The sequence below is a fragment of the Sporolactobacillus sp. Y61 genome, assembly GCF_040529185.1.
Classification (GTDB): domain Bacteria; phylum Bacillota; class Bacilli; order Bacillales; family Sporolactobacillaceae; genus Sporolactobacillus.
The window spans coordinates 2,455,700-2,474,228 of record NZ_CP159510.1 but is presented as its reverse complement, the minus strand read 5'-3'; the positions used below and the strand labels follow the sequence as shown (position 1 = coordinate 2,474,228).

Genomic DNA, 18,529 nt, shown 5'->3' with positions numbered 1-18,529 from the left:
TCTTTTTTTTTGTACTAAAATAGAAAAACGCAAAAAGGATCATAAACTCGATTGAAACAGTCCCACCGACTGTCAAGTCTCTGAAACAGCTGGCAACTTACCGGTCGGCAGGTTTTCTTCACACGTTCAGATGGTAAAAACGCGATGCAAAACGACCGGATTCACTGGCCCGCGGGAATATGCTATGATATGTGCATGAAATCGCCTGAAACAGGAGGACCTGATTTGGAATATAAAGTAAAAATTGATGCATTTGAAGGCCCTCTTGATTTGCTGCTTCATCTGATCAAGACGCTTGAAATTAATATTTATGACATTCCGGTGGCAGAAATCACCGATCAATATATGGATTACATACATCAAATGCAGAAACTGGAACTGGATGTTGCAAGTGAATATCTTGTCATGGCCGCCACTTTGATTGATATGAAAAGTCGCATGCTGCTTCCTAAACCCGAAGTGTATCATGATGATGAAGATCAGCCCTATGAAGACCCGGAAGAGTCGCGTCAGGAGCTGATGAGACAGTTGCTGGAGTATAGGAGATATAAAGGGGCAGCTGAAACACTGCGCAACAGTGAATCGAAAAGAAATCTCCTTTATTCTAAACCTCCGGACGATTTTTCCCGTTATGAACGTGAAGATGTGACTGTGATTCCCCAATCTGAACGGGCTACCCTGCGTGATATGCTTCTCGCCTTTCAGCGCATGCTCTTACGCAGAAAAATGGAAGGGCCGCTGGATACAAAGATCGACCGGCAGACCCTCCCGGTTGGTGTTCAGATGAATGTCGTTCTGACTGAACTGAAAAGGGCAGGGGCTCCACTCTTTTTTGATACCTTGTTTACCCAAAAGGACAACCTGCATCTCGTTGTGACTTTTTTGGCGATTCTTGAATTGATGAAGAAAAATGCAGTTAAAGCCAGACAGAAAGAAAATTTTTCCAGAATCTTAGTGAGTCTGGATAAAGGAGCTGATTCAATTGACACCGGAGAAACTGCATTCGATTATTGAGGGACTCCTGTTTCTGACCGGGGAGGAAGGGGTGCAGATCAAAGAACTATCCCACGCGCTTTCCGGCATCAGTCAGCAGGAATTGACTCATGTCATCGCGAAGCTAAAACAAGAATATAAAAATGATAAATGTGGACTGATGATTGTCGACATACCCGGAGGATACCGTATGACAACGAAGCCATTTATGGCTGAATATGCAGAAAAATTTGCAGCGATTCCTAAATCTTCCCCACTTTCGCAGGCCGCGCTTGAAACCGTCGCCATTGTCGCTTACAAACAGCCTGTTTCCCGGATTACGATTGATGAGATACGTGGTGTAAAATCAGATCGTGCATTGCAGACTCTGATGGTCAGAGGGCTGATTAAGGAAGTGGGCAGGGCAGAAGGTCCGGGACGGGCCATTCTGTACGGCGTGACAACAGCTTTTCTGGATTATTTTGGTCTGCACTCTCTCGACGATATGCCTTCATTGCATGATGCAGCCGGTCAGCCTAAAGAACAAATGGATGCTTATGATTTGTTTTATGATAGATATAAAGAGACAGTGAAAGATTTATAAGAATCCAGATTGACAGAGTCGGAGGAAATTAACTGATGAATCTCTATGTTGCGCTTAAACGTCGTCTGTCAGCTTTTGAAGAAACGTACAGGAAGGAAATTCTGATCTTCGTCCTTTTTACCCCTTTGTTCGCCGCCTTTCCGTCCTTACTGTTCATCTTCATGATCAACAGTTCATTTTTCGTTGCTTCTTCTCTCTTTATCATCCTGATCCTCTACGTGATTCTGTGGATCGTTTTGCCTTTGTTTCTGCTGATGTTGCGCTCATCAGTGACCACACCTGTAAAAATAACATGGCTGAGTGTCACCTGCTTTGCAGGGGTTGTCTGGTGTATCATTTTTCAGATCAGCGGTTTCTATGTCTGATCGTCTCTATTGAAGCAATCATATTTTGCCTGTCCCGGCATAATCATTTATTAACACCAGGACAGGGGTTGTGTCTTTTATGAATAAAACACTGTTTAAGGCAGTGGTTGTTTTATTGTGCACTGCTTTTTGCTTCACATTTTTCCCGGGACAGGCCCGTGGTGCGGAGCCGGATGTGTCTGCTCAATCAGCGGTACTTATGGACCAGTCGACAGGACGCCTGTTGTTTAACAGAAACGGCGAAGAAAAGCTTCCAATTGCCAGTATCACTAAGGTCATGACTGCTGTCCTGGCTATTGAATCAGGAAAGATGAATCAGCTGGTGACAGTCAGCAGCGAAGCGGTAAAAACTGAAGGTTCATCCCTCTATCTCAAGTCAGGAGAAAAAATCAGTCTGCGGGATCTTGTATATGGGCTGATGCTTCGATCCGGTAACGATGCCTCACTCGCCATTGCTGAAGCGGTCGGAGGAAGCAAGCAGGGTTTTGTTCTGATGATGAACGAGAAGGCGGCCGAACTGGGCATGACGGACACGCATTTCATGAATCCCAATGGTCTGGAGCATCCCGACCATTATTCAACGGCTCATGACATGGCGATACTGACAAAATATGCGATGACTGACTCTGCATTTCGAAAGATTACCGGAACAGAAATATATCGGGCCAGGGCGACAAATAAGGAAGAAGCAAGATCCTGGTTAAATAAAAATAAATTGTTGCGGCAATACAAATATACTACTGGTGGTAAGACAGGATTTACCAGGGCTGCAGGACGGACGCTGATATCAACAGCTTCAAAAAAAGGGATGGACCTGATTGTTGTCACGTTAAATGATGGAAATGACTGGCGTGATCATAAAAATCTGTATGAGTGGGGATTCTCAGAATTTACGCGAACAAAATTAATGGATAAAGGACCGGTTCATGCAAAAGTTGATCCGTTTTACAAAGGAAAACTGTTTGTGAAGAGCACGATCGTTCTTCCCCTCTCCGTGGAAGAAAAAAGAAGAATAAAGAAAGAACTGATCCTGCTCCGTCCTCCAAAGCGGGCAAAGGAATGGAAGCCGGCTCAGCCTGCCGGACGATTACTTTTTAAACTGAACGGTCGGGTGGTCACCTCGGTTCCTGTATATTATAAGAATCAGAAAAAGGCGAAAAAAAAGTTCTGGACCCTGTTCGGAGGATTTATTGAAGCAGCTTTCACCGGAAGGGAGCGTCCGCGGAGATGATCAATCTGATCTGGGTCGCCTTATTTCTGATCGGCATTGTATTTGCAGCCATCAATGGAAAAATGGACGAGGTGAATAAAGCCATTTTTACATCTGCCTCGGAAGCGGTAGTCATCAGTCTGGGTCTGGTCAGCGTTCTGATTTTCTGGCTGGGTCTGATGAAAATTGCTGAAAAATCAGGCCTTCTTGAGAAACTTTCCCGGGTTTTTAAACCGGTTATGAAACGGGTCTTTCCGGAGGTCCCCGCCAGCCATCCGGCCATGGGCTATATTTTATCGAATACCATTGCCAATATGTTCGGCCTTGGGAATGCAGCAACTCCGATGGGTATAAAAGCGATGGAGGAGTTAAAAAAATTGAACGGCGGCTCCTCAATGCCAAGCCGCTCGATGATTACACTGCTCGCACTGAATACCTCGGGTCTGACTCTGATTCCTGCGACGGTGATCGCCATTCGAATGAAATATGGGTCGGCCTCTCCCACGGATATCGTCGGACCGACCCTGCTTGCCACATTATGTACAACTATTGCCGCACTGACGATTGATCGACTGTTCTACTATTCCCGGAAAAGGAAGGGCAGGAAATAATATGGCGTTTATTTCCGCAGTATCCATGTGGCTTGTACCGGTTTTGATCGCAGTCATCTTATTCTACGGCAGTCTGAAAAGAGTAGCCTCCTATGAGTTATTTGTGGAAGGGGGCAAAGAGGGGTTTCAGCTCGCCGTCTCTATCATGCCCTTTCTGGTCGGCATGCTGACGGCAATTGGGGTTTTTCGGGCTTCAGGAGCGATGGATGCGCTGATCAATACGATTAAGCCGGTTCTTTCAGCAGCGGGCATGCCTTCTGAACTTGTTCCGATGGCGCTGCTCCGTCCTATTTCGGGGACCGGTGCACTGGCACTGATGACTGATTTGATTCAGACACATGGTGCCGACTCTTTTATTGGACGCCTGGCGTCAATCATGCAGGGCACTACGGATACAACGTTTTATGTCATCACCGTTTATTTTGGTGCAGTTGGCATACGTCGTATCGGTGATGCACTGAAGGTCGGGCTGCTTGCAGATGCCGTCGGTATCATCTGCGCTGTATGGATTGCAAGTATGGCATTCTGAAGAGATACGGCTATATCACAATCTACTGGCCTGCATTCAGTGATACTTGAGAAATCAACATTGTCGCGTTATGATATCCTAGAGGTGAAGGTATGGAGCGACTTCAGAAAATCATCGCCCAGGCAGGTATTGCATCAAGAAGGAAGGCAGAGCGCTTAATCCAGTCCGGAAGAGTTCAGGTGAATGGAAAAAGAGTGACTGTGTTAGGGACAAAAGTAACAGAAAAAGATAAAATAGCTGTAGATGGTGTACCTGTCCAAAAAGAGATACTGGTCTATTTTTTACTGTATAAACCGGCTGGTGTGATTTCATCAGTGAAAGACGACAGAAACCGGACGACAGTCGTTGATTTCTTTCAACAGGTTCCTCAGCGTATTTTTCCGGTCGGCAGACTTGACTACGATACATCGGGTGCGATTCTGATGACCAATGACGGGAAATTGGCCAACAGGCTGATGCATCCCAAATTCGAAATAGATAAAACATACATAGCAACAGTACATCCTGTCCCTGAAGCATCACAACTCAGAAAGCTTTCATCGGGGATCAGGCTTGATGATGGAATGACGGCGCCGGCAAAAGTTCAGCTGGTAGAAAGTGATTATCTGAAAAAGACGGCCATGGTCCGTCTGACCATCCATGAGGGACGAAACAGACAGGTACGGCGGATGTTCGCCGCACTCGACATTCATGTCAGAAAGCTTAAGAGGGAACGTTATGGCTTCCTTAGTCTGGCTGGCTTGCATCCCGGTGATGCCAGATCTCTGAAACCCCATGAGGTGAAGACTCTGTACCATATGACACACCTGGATAACGGGCACGATGACAGGTAGATGTTTTTCATTTTCAGACAGATTAATCTGAGATGATGCTTTTTTTTATGAAATTGTATAGAATAAGACATAGTATAGACACAAACCTGTTTCAAAAAAGACATGAAGCCAGTTATAAGAGAGATGATTTCGAGAGAGAAAGAAAAGCTATTGTAAAATGGTTAAGGGAGGAACACGGGATGGAAGAGAAGAAAGCGGAGATACTCGTCGTGGATGACGAAGAACGTATCCGTAAGCTATTAAAAATGTATCTGGAAAGAGAAAATTATATCATTGATGAGGCCGGAGACGGAGATACAGCTTTAAGCAAAGCCCTGAAACATGACTATGATTTAATTCTTCTTGATCTCATGCTGCCCGGCATGGACGGTGAAGAGGTATGTGAAAAACTGCGGGAGACGAAAGCAACCCCGGTCATCATGCTCACGGCAAAGGGTGAGGAATCAAACCGAGTTCAGGGCTTCGAAGTAGGGACGGATGACTATATTGTCAAACCTTTCAGTCCCAGAGAAGTGGTCCTTCGCGTTAAAGCACTCCTTCGTCGCTCATCAAAAACCATGTTTATGGAAACGGGGACAACAACGAATAACAATATTGTCTTCCCTCATCTGACGATTAATCATGATGCCCATCGCGTAACAGTGGATGGTAAAGAAGTGAGTCTGACCCCGAAGGAATATGACTTACTTTATTATCTTGCCCAGAATCCGGATAAAGTATTTTCGAGGGAGCAGCTGCTTAAGGATGTCTGGAATTATGAGTTTTTTGGTGATCTGAGGACAGTGGATACTCATGTCAAACGTCTTCGGGAAAAGCTGAACAAAGTTTCTGAAAAAGCTGCCGATATGATCGTAACGGTCTGGGGTGTAGGCTATAAGATAGAGGCAGAGACTGAAGCATGATCTGGAAAAGCATGATCAGTAAACTATGGGCGACGATTATCGTCCTGGTTTCACTCGTTCTGGTGTTTCTTACGGTGTTACTCCTGCAGTTTTTTGAAAATAACAGTATCCGTCAGACCGAGACCCAGATGATAAAAATCGGTCATAAAGCGGTTTCGCTTGTTCAGAATGAAGGACCGGAGCAGGCGGTCCTGTCATCAATAGATGATATAGCTGATGTTTATTCGGCAGGAAGCGCAGTGATCATAAATGATTCATTCAGAGGATCACCTGAAAAGGATGGCATTCCGGTTGTCAGCCGGCACTTTTTTCTCTCTGATCCTGAACTGAAAAAAGTCGTCAGGGGTCGTACGGTATCCAGACAAGTGACAATTCAACCGAACAACGAAAGAATCATCGTTGTCGGGGTTCCGATACATATGCCGGACGGCCGAACCGGGGGCGTCTATATTTATCAGCCGCTCAGAGTGATGCAGCATGCTCTGGACCAGGCTAAAAAGCTGATCTATATCAGTGCAGGAATTGCCATTATTCTTACAACATTTTTTGCCTTTTTCCTATCAACAAGAATCGGATCTCCCCTGAGACGGATGCGAACAGCGGTCATCCAGGTGTCACATGGTAATTTCGATATGCATGTACCGGTGATTACCCGTGATGAAGTAGGAGAGCTGGCAGTTGCTTTTAATAAGATGCGGAAAGAACTGAAGGGGAATATCACTGCACTCAACCAGGAGAAGGAACAGCTTGCGGGTATTGTTAACAACATGGCTGACGGTGTACTCCTTCTGGATGGTCGCGGACAGCTCCGGGCAAGCAACCCGCCGGCAGATCGTTTCCTTCAATCCTGGCGGTATGAACATAAAAAAGAGGATACAGGGACACCGCAAGAACTTGTTGAATTGTTCAGTTCGGTGACTGAGGCAAATGAACACCGGGTTCGGGAAGTCAGTGTTCAGGGCAGATTCTGGGTCATCATCATGACACCGCTTTACAACATGAAGAATGTCAGGGGAGCTGTGGCCGTTCTGCGCGATATGACAGAAGAAAAACATATTGATCAAATGAAAAAGGGGTTTGTGGCCAATGTCAGTCACGAATTACGGACGCCCATTTCCATGATACAGGGTTACAGCGAAGCGATTATTGATGGCATAGCAGGTACTAAAGAAGAACAGGTCGATATGGCACAGATTATCCTTGATGAATCTAAACGACTTGGCAGGCTGGTGAATGAATTACTGGATCTGGCAAAACTTGAAGCAGGCCATTTTCAGTTGAATGTCAGGAAGATCCCTCTGAAGGCTTATCTTGATTCCACGGTAAAAAAATTTTACGGATATGCTGCTTCTAAGGGGATCCACCTTCAACTGGTACAGAAAATTGGTGATAAGGTCCAGTTTAATCTGGATCCTGACAGAATAGAACAGGTGATGACCAATCTGATCGATAATGCAATCCGTCACACGCCTGAAGGGGGCATGTGACTGTATCTGCCGATATCGATTCCGGTCATCTTCATATCCGTGTGCAGGATACAGGTACGGGCATTGCAAAAGAAGCCCTTCCCTTTGTTTTTGAACGTTTTTATAAAGAAGATAAGGCAAGAACAAGAGGAAAATCCGGTACGGGCCTTGGTTTGTCTATTGCGAAACATATCGTCGATGCCCACGGCGGGAAAATCAGGGTGAACAGCAGAAAGGGTGAGGGAACAGCCTTCATCATCAACCTGCCGCCGACCGGTAAACCTCAGAACTGAAAAGGGCGAAGATATAGAAAAACCGGGGTTGATCTAAACCCCGGTTTTTCAGACTGTGTGTGTGATTCGGTCATTAATTTCCGGAAACTTTAACCGGATGTCCGTGAAACGGCTTTTCCGACACACGAATTGATTCTGTCGGGCAGCCGTCGTAAGCATCGGCAAGGTCTTCCAGCAATTCATCGGGTACCGGTGTGACACCCTTATTGTCATCGAGCAGTGAGAATGCAAGCCCTTCGTCATCATAATCAAAAATATCCGGAGCAGATGCGGCACAGGCGCCGCAGGAAATGCATGTCTCTTTATCTACCAGTGTATATCTTTTCATTTTGAACTTCCTTTCCCTTGCTCCCTTCTCATGAAGAGCAACAACTATTGTTTATTATAGAAAAAATGTGCCCTGCGTTTCAATAATGACAGAAATGATTTCTTGACCAACTATCGAAAATCAGTTTTAGATAAGCTAGAATAAGACATATGAACTGCGGTTATGGGAGGGAGATTTCTTGCCTTTCTTACATTACATCCTTTTATTTATGGTGGACCGAATGCATGGCGAGCGAACCATTTCCGGCATTTACCATATTCTGCAAGGACGACAATCTGTTCAAACGATTCAGGACAGTTTCCTTTTTCATGTCCGACCTTTCTACCACACTATGGAACACCTGGACCGTACAGCCTGGCAGAGCTCTGCCAAATCGTGTCAGGCTTCGGGATGGATCGCAGGATATAAGGAGAAGGAAAGCTATATACTCACAGAATCAGGCAAATCACACTTAAATCAATTGAAAAAAACATGTCCGCTCCCGCGGGGTCTGAAATTTACGGAGTATGCACAGCAAGAAACCCTTTTCTGGCTTAAGATCCAACTCGTGGTTCAGACTCTTTCGGAAATGGTACATGGACACCGTTCATTTTTCCCTGTAACTAACCGTCCGGACGTGGCTCAATCTGTGCGTCATTTTCTTTTGAACATGTCGCTTGATCCGGAGAAACTGGCACATCAGGTTTATACAGAACTTCACGACATCCTTCAATTGTTATCTCCTGAAGAAGCCCATATTATTGTTGCACAGCTGAGCGGTGCCGGAGATGCCGGACTGACAATGGACCAGCTGGCAGCGAGCACGGGATATGATCGAATCAGGCTGATTCTTCTGTTTAAATCAGCCCTTCGCCAGCTGATGGACTATTTTCACCGGAATAAGAGCAAGGGTTATATCCTTGCAGATCTACTCCCCGGGAGAGCAGCCGGACTGTCACATTCTGCAGAACAGACTTATTTTTATTTGAAAAAGGGGCTTCCCTTTACCGCATTATCACGAAAAAGAAAACTGTCACAGGGGACCATTGAAGATCATCTTGTTGAAATTGCCCTTAAAGTAGATGATTTTGATATCAGTCCTTTTCTGACAGAGGAACTGGATCAGTTGATTATCCGTACAGCTTTGCTTCTCAGAACGAGACGATTAAAGCCCATCAAAGATCAACTGAGGGATAAGGCCAGCTATTTTCAAATACGTTTATCACTGGCAAGACAAGCCTTACGAGAGAAGGCATGATATGTCAACAGAAGAACAGGTTAACGGGAACCAGAAACGAATTTTAATGAAACGTGCAGAGTCTGTCCTCCATCATGTATTCGGATTCAAGACGTTCCGAAAGGGTCAGAAGGAAGTGATCGAGAACCTGCTTCAGGGCAGAGATGTGTTTGCGATGATGCCGACGGGCGGCGGAAAGTCCTTGTGTTATCAGATCCCTGCCTATATATTACACGGGCTTGTACTCATTGTTTCACCCCTTCTTTCATTGATGGAAGACCAGGTTGATGGCATACGCCATATCGGTGAAAAGAAGGTACGGGCATTGAACAGCATGCTGCTTCCGATGGAACGAAGCCGTATTCTTGCCCATGCGGACACGCTGCGTTTTCTGCTTGTTTCGCCAGAAATGCTCAGGAGAAAGCAGGTAATCCGTAAGCTGCAGCACATACCTCTTTCTCTTTTTGTTGTTGATGAAGCACACTGCATTTCACAATGGGGACATGAATTTCGCCCGGATTACCTGCATCTGGGTGAAGTAAGAAAACGTCTGGGCAATCCTGCCTGCCTTGCCTTAACCGCAACGGCTGACCATCGAGTAAGAAAAGATATATTCAGATATCTTGGTCTGAAGCAGGCGAAACAGGTCTTAATGAATATTGATCGCCCGAATATAGCGATGATGGTCTGCGAGGCGAAAGACACTGAGGATAAAATTAATCGGTTGACAAAACTCGTTAAAGAAGTTGCTCTTCCGGGGATCGTCTATTGCTCTGGAAGAGTCTGGACTGAAAAACTGTCTGATCATCTTGCACAGACTTTGAAAATTAGAACTGCTTTCTATCACGGCGGTATGACACGTGTTGACCGGAGAAAAATTCAGAATCAGTTCCTGTACGGACAAATCGATGTGCTTTGTTGCACAAATGCTTTTGGTATGGGAATAAATAAACCTGATGTCCGGCTTGTGGTGCATTTTCATTATCCGGGGAATCTGAATGCCTATTTGCAGGAAATCGGCCGCGCATCAAGAGACGGGAAACAGGGCCTGTCTGTACTGTTTCATACGACGCATGACGATCGCCTTCCCGCCGTTTTAATTGACAGTAATTATCCAACGGAAACGCAGCTGCACAAGGCGCTCTGTGATTTTGATCGAAAAGTACTCAATCGTGATGATGAAGAGACCTGTCTTCGTGAACTTCAGGGACGGGGAATGAGTGAGTCCGCTGCCCGCTTAATCCTGGAACAAACGCTTGACAAGCCGGAGCATGCGACTTTTGAGTCGCTGTTTTCTCACTGTCAGATGCTTATCCGTAATCGAAAAAACATCCAGCTGGCGGATCTTGCCAGAATGCGTGAATGGATAAGGACGACAAGCTGCAGAAGAGAAGCGTGTCTGCATTATTTTGATGAGACACCGGGACAAAAGCCTGAACTGTGCTGTGACCGCTGTGGTATACAGCTCGAGGACTTCCGGTCTTCTGATCAGTCACAGCGCCATGAGCCCGGCGAGGAGACGGACTGGGAAAAGCGGCTGTACAGACTGCTCACCCCGGGTGCAGGAAACTAAAAACATCTGTCCGCCCCTTTATAAAGGGGAAGGCCTATTTTTATCATTACAGGCATAAAGTAGGTCTGAGGAGGTGGACATGTGTCATCTGAAACCTTTCCCGACCTGGGCAGCAGCATACCCCCAATCACAAATGAAATATTGCAGGAACTGATAAAGCGTAAGAACAGGGAGCATAAATGGAAGAAGCGAGAGTCGTTAGCCGGCATCTTGCTCATGATCAGCGCCGGAGCATTCTGCATTTTCATTTTTTTCCTGCAGATCGACAAATTAAATACTCTTGATGGATTTCATCGTTTGCTGAATAACCCGATAAACTGGCTGTTTGCCGCCGGCGTTACATTAACGGCGATCTCTTTTGTTCACGCCCATAATCAGGCAGAAGAAGCGGAGAACGATTACGACCAGTTGCGTGAAGAAATGATTGACCGGAATGGCGAACTTTGGCCCAGGGAACCTGGCGGCTCCACACGATTTCGGGTGCTCCATTATCTTCTGAAAGAAAAGGGTATTAATCTGTTTTATAAGTAATCTGATAAAGAAAAACTTGCTGGCTGATGTGAACCTCAAAAGTTGAACATTAGCTGTTTGCTCGGGGATTGAAATTCGATATTCAATCGGACTTTGACCACCGAGTTTCTCTTTGACCGGCTCCTTATATATACCTATCTATTGATTCTAATTGGATTCATAGGTCTGATTGCAACAATCGTCTACTCAGTAAAAGGTTGGTTTACGCTTGAACGCATAAAAGAAATTCCCAATGACAAACCAGTTGACAGACAGGTCTGACACTGACCAATAATGAATACGGACAGCTCGGTACTAAAATGCCGGACTGTCCGTTTTAAGGTTTTTTCCGGGATTACCCGGAAATTTAGTATTTTCCCTTGCATATAAATTCGACAAAAACACCCGACAGTCCTACTACATCAACGTTTTTTATTTGTGTTGGCAAACTCTGCGTATTGAGATAATCAAGTTTTATTTGGCCTACTTTTTATTAATAGAAAGGCATTTATGCTCAGCCTTTATCGTTCATTAATCTAACAAATTTACATATATAATAGATAATTACCGACATTATAGAAACAATCAAGACAAGTAAAAACCACAATATTAAATGAGCGCTGCTATACCCTGCTGTTACTGTGGCTAATAGACCGATACTTATGAGAACGGTCAGAACAAAGTTTATTGTGGATAACATTTTCCTGGAAGTCATATACATTTGCCGAGCATTTTCTTTTGTAATTTCGACTGGATAATTATGAACGTGAGGAAACCAGCTCAACGTATAAAGGAGAAGATAAACAAAAGTACCGATAATCGATGGTATAAGAATGCTTTCTCTTTTACCCCACCTAATGGGCTCCCCGGATGCATTAAAATGGACAGGTATACGATCAGGTATATGATTCCAGAAAAAAAAGATACAGGAATAAGTCACTACCCAAAGCATCATTGCTGTAACATCAAGGATTTTTTCGTAAGTGGTCTTCGAAATGGATACAATTGGACGTTTTTTTGAACTCATACACCCACTCACCTTATCTATGATCAGTACTAAATAAAGATGAAAAAGTCTATATAAGCGATTACTTACTGTTATAATAAAAAATTTTTAGATGCTTTGGTACAAGGATATTAATTAGATTTTTACTTAACTAGTCCTAATATTTGGTAAATATAATGTTCAGACATATTTGGCTTGAAAATTACCGAAAAACCCGAGTAAAATAATGGGTGTTCGCAAAATCTTAAAAAAGCGCAGAGAAGCCCTGAGCGGAATGGGCTCGTAGTAGAGGCTTGAACGATTCAGAGAGAGAAAATCCGCTATAGGAAGTTCTGGATCATCCCAGTCAACTAAAATCAAGCGTTCATCGCGTGACATCGTCGTTGATGTGAATCCCAAAAGTTGGACATAATTTTATGCTACTTGCCCGGTGGTTGAAATCCGATAGTCAATCGGACTTTGACCGGCAAGTTTTTCTTTGATCCTGGATTCATTATAATACTTGATCCAAGCACGCAAAGCCGTTTCTAATTCGTCTCGTGTCTTACGGGACATGTTTTGATAAACATGGTGATGCTTGAGCTCACATTGCCAAGCATCTGTTTGGTATCGGAAGCCCTGATCCGTATGAACGTAAGTGCGGTAGTGATATGCACCGGCATCTTTTCTAAAGCCTCGTGAAGGGGCGTTAGCGTAAAAGCAAACGCTGGATGATCACTAAGATTATAACTCAGGATTTCGTCCGCATAAAGATCCATAATCAGTTCGAGATCACAAGGAGTTGCTCCCACTCCTTTGAGGTATTCACCAACTATCTTCGTTTTCAACTCAGTTGAGTATTTGGTCATAGTAAAACCCCCAAAAGTTGAATTTTATTCGTCCAACTTTAGGGGGGAGTTCACGCCGGCAAGTTTTTCTTTGGCTCAATACATCAGAATACCCTTTTTTTCTGCTGATCTTCTTTGATAATTTCCACAGCCTCGCGGAATCGCTGTGAGTGCACAATTTCCCGTTCCCTCAGAAAGCTGAGTGCATCATTCAGACCCGGATCATCTGATACATTGATAATCCACTGATACGTCGCCCGTGCTTTTTCTTCCGCTGCAATGTCTTCGTATAAATCAGCAACAGGATCTCCCTTAGACTGAATACCCACAATGTTAAATGCCTGACCGGCGGCATTTTCATAATAAACGCTCTTCCCATGGTTCACATAGTGTGCCCCCAGACCTGCTTCCTTCAACTGTTGCGGGGTGGCATCCTTTGTCAGTTTGTATACCATTGTGGCAATCATTTCCAGATGTGCGAATTCCTCAGTTCCGATATCATTCAGCAATCCCATCACCCGTTCCGGAATGGTGTATCTCTGATTTAAATAACGCAGAGCAGCCGCAAGTTCTCCATCCTGTCCGCCATACTGTTCAATCAGAAATTTAGCCAGACCCGGGTTGCATGTGCTTACCCTGACAGGGTACTGGAGCTTTTTGTCATAATACCACAACCTCTATCTCCTCCCGTTTCCTGTATTGGAAAGAATTAACGGCTTGTCAGTCGGCGAATAAACTCAGACCTGCCACGGCCAGGGTACTTCTTTCCATCTCCAGGGGAATGCAGAATAGCTGTGTCCGAACTGCCTCAGGGGTCCATAGCGGCTTTCAAATGCCTCGCGAAGTTCCTCACTTTTCTTTGCTGCTGAATTGAACTGCCTCAATGCTTCAAGATCTTCAGGATGTGTGTCAAGGTAAAGGGTCAGTTCAACCAGTGTGAAATCAATCGCCTGGAGTGCATGAAGATCCTGGTAGTAGCTGTCCGGCAGATTACTCACATTTGCCATAAGAAATTATCCCTCCCCGCTGTTCAGCCGATAAGGGCTTGTGTAAGGTGTATAGAGCCCCGGCCAGAGTGTCCCGTGTGAAAGGGCCTCAACAGGTGAGAACTGTTCCATTCCGGGCGGCTGAAACCCCAGAAATAGCTGTACAGGCGTTTCGCAAGCAATCGGATTAAGGGGCGGGCATGGGTCGAAAGGACCGACAAAGCGTGTGACCCACTGTCGATATGTCGGCAAAACCATCATTCCTTTCTGCATCGAGTACGGCTTTCTTAGTTCATATATGCTGCTACAGCCTGGCCATAGACCGGGATGCGTCTATCTTCAGAATGCAGAGGTACAGCTCTGAGGAGTAAAAATTCTTCGCGATAAAATCAACAACAGCCCCCTAAATAATGCTATATATGAGATAATTTAACAGTAATAAATCCCATAATAGTGCTATTTTTTAGGAGGTTCTTATGATTACACGGAAAGAGAAACGAGAGCAGGAGAAGAACGTCAATTATTTTCTCGAGTTTCAGAAAATATGCCATCATTTCTTTAAAGGATTCACCAACAGGCTCAGAAAGGTCAAAGATCCGAGACATCAGAGTTATGTCACCTATGATTCAGACTTGATGCTCTGGATGATGATCCTGAAAAATGTCTGTCAGTTCACCAGCATGCGCAGCCTGAGCAACGGACTTAATCGTGAAGAATGTATCGATAACCTGCAAAAGATGCTCGCTACTCAGGAGCTTCATGAACTGCCCCACTATGACACGATCAACGATTTCCTGTCGCGGCTTGATCCGAAGGAACTGGAAAACATTCGCATCGGTTTAATCCGGGAGCTCCTCAAAAAGCGGTGTTTTGAGGCCGAACGGATCGAGGGGAAGTATTGGGGGATTATCATTGATGGGACCGGGCTTTTCCACTTTAACAAGAAGCATTGTGCACATTGCCTGAAACGCGAACATACCCACAAAAAGACCGGAGAAACCTGGACGGATTACCAGCATCACGTTCTGGAAGCCAAACTGGTCGTTGGGGACATGGTGCTGAGTATCGACTCGGAATTTATAGAGAACGAGCACGAGGACGTGACCAAACAGGACTGTGAACGTCGCGCCTTCGAGCGCCTGAGCACCCGATTGAAAGCGACCTTCAAGCGTCTGCCCATCTGTATCCTGGCGGATAGCCTATATGCGTGTGAATCAGTCTTTCAGCGATGTGAGGCTAACCGCTGGAAATACATGTTTCGCTTCAAAGCAGGCAGTATTCCGAGTGTGGCGCAGGAATTCGAGGCGCTGAAAGCGCTGAAGTATCGGGGACAATCTGCAACGACCTACTGGGTGAATGATATCGCCTACCAGGAAAGAAAACTAAATGCTCTGGAGGCTACGGTTCAGGAAAAAGAAAAAACACACACCTTTCTGTTTCTGACCAATCTGCCTATCACGGAGAAGAAGGCAGAGGTGTTGGTAGCGGTTGGGCGAAGGCGCTGGAAGATTGAAAATCAGGGGTTTAATCGACAAAAGCACGTACAGTACGCCATTCAACACGTGAACAGCCAGAATCATCAGGCGATGAAGAATCACTATCTTCTTACACAGATTGCGGATATTTTGATGCAGTTATATGAAAAAGGGTCAAAGCTGCTCCGTACGCAAAAAAAGACGGCAAAAGAAATATCCTCAGCCCTGTTAGAAGCGATTCGGACACGCAGATTAACAGAGGAGGATATGGCTAGCCTGGTGAAACCGATGCAAGTCCGGTTCACCGGTTAAGAACAGTATATCAGAAAGGGGGAATGCCAGGCAAAGCTACAGTCAAAAAAAATTAAAAAAGGCCATCAAAATTTGGCTTGTCCCTTTTTCAAAAAAAGCGGAAAAGCAGAATTGGAAATATATGTAAAATCAGATCAGCTATTCGCATGACACGGAGGGCCTCACAAAAATTTACTCCTCAGAGCTGGCAGAGGTATGAAAAACTTGTACATTTTTCTTGCCGCGTTGTATACTACACTAGAGTATACTGTTCCTGATAATTGCTGTTTCCGTACATGTCCATTATTATGGAGACACCGAATATCCGGGTAAACATATATTAAAAAGAAAGGGATCTGCGGATCGATGAGGCTGGACAGTGAGGAGGACGTTTGCGATGCGATTGGAACGTTTGAATGGTGACAAGATAAAAATTTTTCTCACCTTTGACGATCTGAAAGAGCGCGGCATTTCTAAAGAAGATATGTGGCACGATCTGCCGCGGGTGGAACAGCTTTTCCGTGATATGATGCTGGAAGCCGGGGATGAACTGGGTTTTGAAACAAACGGACCAATCGATGTGGAAGTATTTTCACTGCCCGCTCAGGGGATGGTTGTGATCGTATCACACGGCAGATCGTCAGATGGCGAAGACGATCAAGAGGATTATGATGATGACGAATATATCCAGATGCAGGTCACTATGGACGAAAGTCAGGATGTTTTGTACCAGTTTGATTCCTTTGAAGATGTGATTTCGTTATCGACGACGCTCCATAATCTGAAGCTTGACGGTGGCAGCCTGTATCTGTATGAAAATAAATATTATCTGTACTTTGAAGAGGATCAGCTTAGTGAAGATGTCGATCTCGAAACGCTGATCGCGCTTCTTGCTGAATTTGGTTCTACGACGATGATTACTATTCACCGGCTGGAAGAGTATGGAAAATGTCTGATAAAGAACCGGGCAGTTAAAACTATTTATCATTACTTTACTGAAGTGTCACATTCCTGATGCGGCATTTCAGCTTTTATTTTGTAATCATCCATATGCAGGTTATCCGGCAGTTATGAGGCGGAACCTGCATTTATATTTTATTTCGGTGAAAGGGTGTTATTTATGAGTGCGGCCCGCTCTGAGCAGGGATTCCGAAACAGAGGAAAAACAGATAATCAGATTTTAACATCTGTTCAGAACATGATTCAGGATGCGATGGATATCCTGGGGTACGGTTCAGACCTCTTCGAACTGCTGAAGGAACCGAAAAGAATACTGAAAGTCCGTATTCCGGTACGCATGGATCATGGAAAAGTTCAGGTATTTACAGGATATCGGGCACAGTATATGGATGCAGTGGGACCGACAAAAGGCGGAGTATTGATGCATCCGGATGTAAATGAGGATCAGGTTAAAGCCTTATCCATGTGGAACGGAATTAAATCTTCGATTCTCAGCCTTCCATTCGGTGGTGCAAAAGGCGGGGTAGTCTGTGATCCGCGTACGATGTCTTTTCGTGAACTGGAACATCTGACGAGGGGCTATATACGTGCGATATCGTCTGTTATCGGACCGGCAAAAGATATTCCTGCTATGGATCCTTTTTCCAGTCCGCAGTTGATGTCATGGATGGCAGATGAATACAGGAATACACATCCTGGAGAATCGGCGTCATTTATTACAGGAAAACCGATTGTTCTGGGCGGATTAAGAGGCAGAGATACTGCAATCGCTGATGGTATGGTTTCGTTTATACGGGAAACAGCTCACATCAGAAGACTGGATCTGAAGTCCTCAGGAATGATTGTGCAGGGCTTTGGAAGTGCGGGCAGTCTGATTGCCAAATCTCTTTATGATTCAGGTGTCAGAATCGTTGGGATCTCAGATGCATATGGGGCACTGTATAATCCGGATGGTCTTCAAATGGATGAGCTGTTAAACAGCCGGGACAGTTTTGGGACCGTGACCAAACTATTTGAACATACGATCACAAACAAAGAACTTCTTGAGAAGCCATGTGATATTCTTGTTCTTGCTGCTATTGAAAATCAGATCACTGAATCCAATGCGAAAAAGATCAGGGCACGGGCGGTCATCGAAGGAACCGGGGGAGCCATTTCTGATAAGGGAGCGCAAATGCTCGAAGAAGAAAATATTCTTGTTATTCCTGAAATCATTGCCGGTGCCGGTGATGTGGCTTTTTCCTATCTTGAGTGGGCACGTCATCTGCAGGGAAATATCTGGACGGACCAGGAAGTCGGGAAGAAACTCTCACAGATTCTTACGGGGGCACTTCATGATGTCAGTGAAACGGCAAAAGAGAGAAAAGTCATCATGAAAAAAGCTGCGCTGCTGGTCGGAATCGAACGTCTTGCGGAAGCTGTACGTTATCGCGGATGGGTATGAGCGAATCCTGCTCAGCAAACAGACAGGGAGAAAGGCAGACTGAAAATGCCTCTCTCCCTGTTTTTCATTTGCAAATTTTGAATAATCCACTGATTTTTTGGAAACATAATTGTGTTTTATAAGAGATT

21 protein-coding genes and 1 pseudogene are annotated in these 18,529 nt (G+C 45.0%); 15 read left to right on the top strand and 7 right to left on the bottom strand.

What is annotated here, in order from left to right; all coding sequences use genetic code 11:
• Window positions 1-225 precede the first annotated feature (225 nt).
• The 9 genes and pseudogenes from ABNN70_RS11715 to ABNN70_RS11675 all read left to right on the top strand — a co-directional run bounded on the left by ABNN70_RS11715 (window position 226) and on the right by ABNN70_RS11675 (window position 7,785).
• Window positions 226-1,014 (top strand): segregation/condensation protein A, encoded by a 789-nt coding sequence (locus ABNN70_RS11715; RefSeq protein WP_353947890.1) that lies wholly within the window; start codon window positions 226-228, stop codon window positions 1,012-1,014.
• Window positions 983-1,576 (top strand): SMC-Scp complex subunit ScpB, encoded by a 594-nt coding sequence (scpB, locus tag ABNN70_RS11710; RefSeq protein WP_129928920.1) that lies wholly within the window; start codon window positions 983-985, stop codon window positions 1,574-1,576. The genes ABNN70_RS11715 and scpB overlap by 32 nt, the downstream gene beginning before the upstream one ends.
• Window positions 1,577-1,611: 35 nt before the next feature.
• Window positions 1,612-1,941, top strand: a complete 330-nt coding sequence (locus ABNN70_RS11705; RefSeq protein ID WP_353947889.1) for a hypothetical protein — start codon at window positions 1,612-1,614, stop codon at window positions 1,939-1,941.
• A 79-nt stretch (window positions 1,942-2,020) separates the two neighbouring features.
• A complete protein-coding gene (locus tag ABNN70_RS11700; protein ID WP_353947888.1) occupies window positions 2,021-3,172 on the top strand; it encodes a D-alanyl-D-alanine carboxypeptidase family protein in 1,152 nt (383 codons plus the stop codon).
• On the top strand, window positions 3,169-3,762 hold the full coding sequence (locus ABNN70_RS11695; RefSeq protein ID WP_353947887.1) for a nucleoside recognition domain-containing protein: 594 nt from the start codon (window positions 3,169-3,171) through the stop codon (window positions 3,760-3,762). The genes ABNN70_RS11700 and ABNN70_RS11695 overlap by 4 nt, the downstream gene beginning before the upstream one ends.
• Window position 3,763: 1 nt before the next feature.
• Window positions 3,764-4,291 carry a spore maturation protein gene (locus ABNN70_RS11690; protein WP_129928924.1) on the top strand — a complete coding sequence of 176 codons (528 nt, stop codon included), beginning with the start codon at window positions 3,764-3,766 and terminating at the stop codon, window positions 4,289-4,291.
• Window positions 4,292-4,383: 92 nt separating this feature from the next.
• Complete coding sequence (locus ABNN70_RS11685; protein WP_353947886.1) at window positions 4,384-5,124, top strand: pseudouridine synthase; 741 nt, start codon at window positions 4,384-4,386, stop codon at window positions 5,122-5,124.
• Window positions 5,125-5,303: 179 nt separating this feature from the next.
• On the top strand, window positions 5,304-6,026 hold the full coding sequence (locus tag ABNN70_RS11680; protein ID WP_129928926.1) for a response regulator transcription factor: 723 nt from the start codon (window positions 5,304-5,306) through the stop codon (window positions 6,024-6,026).
• Window positions 6,023-7,785, top strand: a pseudogene (locus ABNN70_RS11675) (ATP-binding protein). Before ABNN70_RS11680 ends, ABNN70_RS11675 begins: the two are co-directional and overlap by 4 nt.
• Window positions 7,786-7,858: 73 nt before the next feature.
• Here the strand turns inward: ABNN70_RS11675 and ABNN70_RS11670 are convergent.
• A complete protein-coding gene (locus ABNN70_RS11670; protein ID WP_353947885.1) occupies window positions 7,859-8,113 on the bottom strand; it encodes a ferredoxin in 255 nt (84 codons plus the stop codon).
• A 178-nt stretch (window positions 8,114-8,291) separates the two neighbouring features.
• On the opposite strand from ABNN70_RS11670, the gene ABNN70_RS11665 reads away from it, so the two are divergent.
• The 3 genes from ABNN70_RS11665 to ABNN70_RS11655 all read left to right on the top strand — a co-directional run bounded on the left by ABNN70_RS11665 (window position 8,292) and on the right by ABNN70_RS11655 (window position 11,433).
• Window positions 8,292-9,350, top strand: a complete 1,059-nt coding sequence (locus ABNN70_RS11665; RefSeq protein ID WP_353947884.1) for a helix-turn-helix domain-containing protein — start codon at window positions 8,292-8,294, stop codon at window positions 9,348-9,350.
• A 1-nt stretch (window position 9,351) separates the two neighbouring features.
• The gene (locus ABNN70_RS11660; RefSeq protein ID WP_353947883.1) at window positions 9,352-10,902 is read left to right on the top strand and encodes an ATP-dependent DNA helicase RecQ; all 1,551 of its coding nucleotides are present in this window, start codon (window positions 9,352-9,354) and stop codon (window positions 10,900-10,902) included.
• 81 nt (window positions 10,903-10,983) lie between these two features.
• Window positions 10,984-11,433, top strand: a complete 450-nt coding sequence (locus tag ABNN70_RS11655) for a DUF2663 family protein (protein ID WP_353947882.1) — start codon at window positions 10,984-10,986, stop codon at window positions 11,431-11,433.
• A gap of 493 nt (window positions 11,434-11,926) precedes the next feature.
• Here ABNN70_RS11655 and ABNN70_RS11650 read toward each other — a convergent pair whose 3' ends face one another.
• The 6 genes from ABNN70_RS11650 to ABNN70_RS11625 all read right to left on the bottom strand — a co-directional run bounded on the left by ABNN70_RS11650 (window position 11,927) and on the right by ABNN70_RS11625 (window position 14,489).
• Window positions 11,927-12,364 carry a DUF1648 domain-containing protein gene (locus tag ABNN70_RS11650; protein WP_353949428.1) on the bottom strand — a complete coding sequence of 146 codons (438 nt, stop codon included), beginning with the start codon at window positions 12,362-12,364 and terminating at the stop codon, window positions 11,927-11,929.
• Window positions 12,365-12,832: 468 nt separating this feature from the next.
• Complete coding sequence (locus ABNN70_RS11645; RefSeq protein WP_353947881.1) at window positions 12,833-12,973, bottom strand: IS3 family transposase; 141 nt, start codon at window positions 12,971-12,973, stop codon at window positions 12,833-12,835.
• Window positions 12,946-13,266 carry a hypothetical protein gene (locus ABNN70_RS11640; RefSeq protein ID WP_353949470.1) on the bottom strand — a complete coding sequence of 107 codons (321 nt, stop codon included), beginning with the start codon at window positions 13,264-13,266 and terminating at the stop codon, window positions 12,946-12,948. Before ABNN70_RS11640 ends, ABNN70_RS11645 begins: the two co-directional genes overlap by 28 nt.
• Before the next feature lie 83 nt (window positions 13,267-13,349).
• The gene (locus tag ABNN70_RS11635; protein ID WP_129928934.1) at window positions 13,350-13,919 is read right to left on the bottom strand and encodes a manganese catalase family protein; all 570 of its coding nucleotides are present in this window, start codon (window positions 13,917-13,919) and stop codon (window positions 13,350-13,352) included.
• A 63-nt stretch (window positions 13,920-13,982) separates the two neighbouring features.
• A complete protein-coding gene (locus ABNN70_RS11630) occupies window positions 13,983-14,243 on the bottom strand; it encodes a spore coat protein CotJB (protein ID WP_326407524.1) in 261 nt (86 codons plus the stop codon).
• 15 nt (window positions 14,244-14,258) lie between these two features.
• The gene (locus ABNN70_RS11625; protein WP_353949427.1) at window positions 14,259-14,489 is read right to left on the bottom strand and encodes a spore coat associated protein CotJA; all 231 of its coding nucleotides are present in this window, start codon (window positions 14,487-14,489) and stop codon (window positions 14,259-14,261) included.
• 218 nt (window positions 14,490-14,707) lie between these two features.
• Between ABNN70_RS11625 and ABNN70_RS11620 the strand changes: the two genes are divergently transcribed.
• The 3 genes from ABNN70_RS11620 (at window position 14,708) to ABNN70_RS11610 (ending at window position 18,401) form a co-directional block, all read left to right on the top strand.
• Window positions 14,708-16,018: a transposase family protein gene (locus ABNN70_RS11620; protein WP_353947737.1), complete on the top strand. Its 1,311-nt coding sequence runs from the start codon at window positions 14,708-14,710 to the stop codon at window positions 16,016-16,018.
• Window positions 16,019-16,394: 376 nt separating this feature from the next.
• Window positions 16,395-17,012: a genetic competence negative regulator gene (locus tag ABNN70_RS11615; RefSeq protein WP_129928936.1), complete on the top strand. Its 618-nt coding sequence runs from the start codon at window positions 16,395-16,397 to the stop codon at window positions 17,010-17,012.
• Window positions 17,013-17,117: 105 nt separating this feature from the next.
• Window positions 17,118-18,401, top strand: a complete 1,284-nt coding sequence (locus ABNN70_RS11610) for a Glu/Leu/Phe/Val dehydrogenase (protein ID WP_129928937.1) — start codon at window positions 17,118-17,120, stop codon at window positions 18,399-18,401.
• The last annotated feature ends 128 nt before the right edge of the window (window positions 18,402-18,529 follow it).